The sequence below is a fragment of the Skermanella sp. genome, from assembly GCF_059503625.1.
Genome location: NZ_JCACHA010000448.1, coordinates 1 through 2,349, shown reverse-complemented (window position 1 = coordinate 2,349; position 2,349 = coordinate 1). Strand labels below are relative to the sequence as shown.

Here is a 2,349-nt window from a genome sequence, read left to right as displayed (position 1 = left end):
CATGCTGCGAAGGCTATGCCGAAGAACAATATGATCCCGGACGGACACTCAGGCTATGGCATTCAGCCGGTCCGGCCAACGCGGCCGGTTGGCGCATCGGGCGGTGGCGCTGGGCAAACATCGCTTTGCTGGGCACCGCGGCGGCCCTGGCGCCGGCCGCCTTGTCCGCCTGGGAAGATGGTGGAGCGCCACGCGATCTCGGCACCCGCGACCTCGGTCCCTATCGCCTGACCCTGCTTCGGCAGGATCAGGGTCCGGCAGCTCGCCGTGGGCTGCATCTGCACCTCGACTACGGCGGGTGCCTTGCCAACCCTCGTGCGGCTTGGCTGCTCGTGGAAGGGCAGCCGGACCGGCCCGTCCGCCTCGCAAGCAGCCTGAGCGGCCTTCCGATCGCTCAGCCTGTAGTCGGCCAGCAGGTCTCGGTGAGGATGGAGACATGGGATGGTATGCGTATCACCGCAGGATGGATGATAGAATGAGGACAGCGCCTTTTCCGTCATGATCCGGCGGTGGTGATGCCGCTGCTTCGGTGCGGAAAGGAGTCTCGCCAACGGCGCCCGCGACGCCGACCAGCCTATCTACCTCCGGAAAGCGGGCCTCGCCGATCGGTGGCGTTAATGCCTCGCGGCTCATCGCGGGCTCGAGCGCCGGCACCAGGGCGAACAGCAGCGCGGTGCCGTGCAGCTGCCACTCCGGCTTGGCACCATAGCGGCTCTGCTCGCCACGGCGCCAAATGCCGATCGGCAACGGAGCACCGGCAGACACAGGATCGGCCGCGACTCAAGCTGCTGAAGGGGAGTGCCTGTCCAGCAGCATGCCGTCCATTGAGAGCTGCTGGGACGAAAGCCGGGCGCGTAGCTTCGGTTGCTCCCGCGCGTTAGCCGAGAAGCGCGCCGCTACCTCGTCTGCCACCAACCGGTCTTGGTGCTTGGCGAAGGTCGTGGCGTTCCGGACCGGGTCGTCCACGCCGAGATTGTTGAACCAGCGAAGCAGACATTGGATATCAATCCGCTCAAGCAACCAGCTTTCCAAGCGGATCGACGAGAGAGGCTACACCGGCGAGCCCGTAGCGTCCGCCTTGGCGCGATTGCGTCCCGTCCCGCCAGCGGAGCGAGCGAGTCGGATCTGGTCGACGATCAGGTCGGCACCGTATTCACAAAGACTCCGGCCGTTCGCAACGGGCGATGGGACGGACGCGCGGATCAAGGTCGTTTTGGCTGAACCGCAAACGCTGCACCTCGTCGCTCCCGCATCCCGAACCTGTGCTCTTCGGCGAGGCGATGATTCACAATACAGCGCTGGCCGTGAATGTAGCTACAGCAGTTGGTACCGCTAATCTGAAGCGATGTTGTGAGCTTTCATCATGTTAAAGTCGAACAGCGCGGGTCCGCCCGCATCCAGCAACGGCCAGTTTCGGTCTTTCTCGGAAATGGACGTCACAGCGAGCGGCCAGGAGATACCAAGCGACGGATCGTTGTATCGAAGGCCACCTTCAGAGTGAGGCGCATAAGCTGCAGAGACAAGATAAGTGACTTCTATATCGTCGGTTAGGGTTTGGAAACCATGCGCAAAGCCAGGCGGCACATAAAGTTGTGCCCGGTTCCCGGCCGTCAACTCAAAGGCCTGATGCTGAAGATAACTCGGCGAACCCGCGCGCAGGTCAACGATCACATCCAATATTGCGCCACGGACGCATCGTATCAACTTTGCCTCCGTATCCGGCTGGCGCTGGAAATGGAGGCCACGTACCGTCCCGGCTTTAGCCGATGTCGACATGTTCTGCTGAACATAGGTCTGTATCAGGCCGTGCGCCGCAAACTCCTGACTGCACATCGTGCGGGCGAAGATACCGCGATCATCGCCTCTGGGTTCGATGTCGATGAGCCAAGCATCCGTCAATTTCGTCTCGTGGAAGATCATGGTCACTTCCTTCTTCAATCGTCCGATCGCTTCAACGGGAAGCACGCTTCCTGTTCCGCATAGAGCTTGTCGACGGTTCGTCCGCTGGGTATCTCGACATCGTCGAAAGTAAGCGCCTGATCTTTCGCCACCGTCCGCTTTACCCGGCTACCCAACGCAATGCCGAGTGGTAACAGACGATCACGGGAAATGACTTCGCTGTTCTCAGCAACACCATAGGCGTGATATCCACCGAACTCGGCGATGATATCGCCCGGCGACAAATCGACCTTCGCCGTGGCGATCACGCCGACCTCAGGACCACCTAGCGGCGCAAGGACGGCGTCCTGGAACAACGCTGCCCTCGCAATCGAGAACGGCACCTCGAAGTGGCAGTGACCTGCCCCCGTAGAAGCGGTCCGCCGGTAATGTAGTCCGGCGGCAGCGAAG

General features: G+C 61.8%; 4 protein-coding genes and 1 pseudogene. 1 reads left to right on the top strand and 4 read right to left on the bottom strand.

The genetic code is table 11. The features are described from left to right. On the top strand, positions 1–479 hold a 479-nt coding region (locus AC5JJ6_RS09930; protein ID WP_496041885.1), incomplete at its 5' end, for a hypothetical protein. Here the strand turns inward: AC5JJ6_RS09930 and AC5JJ6_RS09925 are convergent. The 4 genes and pseudogenes from AC5JJ6_RS09925 to AC5JJ6_RS09910 form a co-directional block, all read right to left on the bottom strand. Then, the gene (locus AC5JJ6_RS09925; RefSeq protein ID WP_496041884.1) at positions 454–747 is read right to left on the bottom strand and encodes a hypothetical protein; all 294 of its coding nucleotides are present in this window, start codon (positions 745–747) and stop codon (positions 454–456) included. The two genes, AC5JJ6_RS09930 and AC5JJ6_RS09925, sit on opposite strands and share 26 nt — an antisense overlap. Before the next feature lie 33 nt (positions 748–780). Then, entirely contained in the window at positions 781–1,020 is a 240-nt protein-coding gene (locus AC5JJ6_RS09920) for a hypothetical protein (RefSeq protein WP_496041883.1), read from the bottom strand. Positions 1,021–1,332: 312 nt separating this feature from the next. Then, entirely contained in the window at positions 1,333–1,965 is a 633-nt protein-coding gene (rfbC, locus tag AC5JJ6_RS09915) for a dTDP-4-dehydrorhamnose 3,5-epimerase (RefSeq protein ID WP_496041882.1), read from the bottom strand. Next, positions 1,935–2,349, bottom strand: a pseudogene (locus AC5JJ6_RS09910) (hypothetical protein); the annotation flags it as partial. The gene rfbC and the pseudogene AC5JJ6_RS09910, both read right to left, overlap by 31 nt.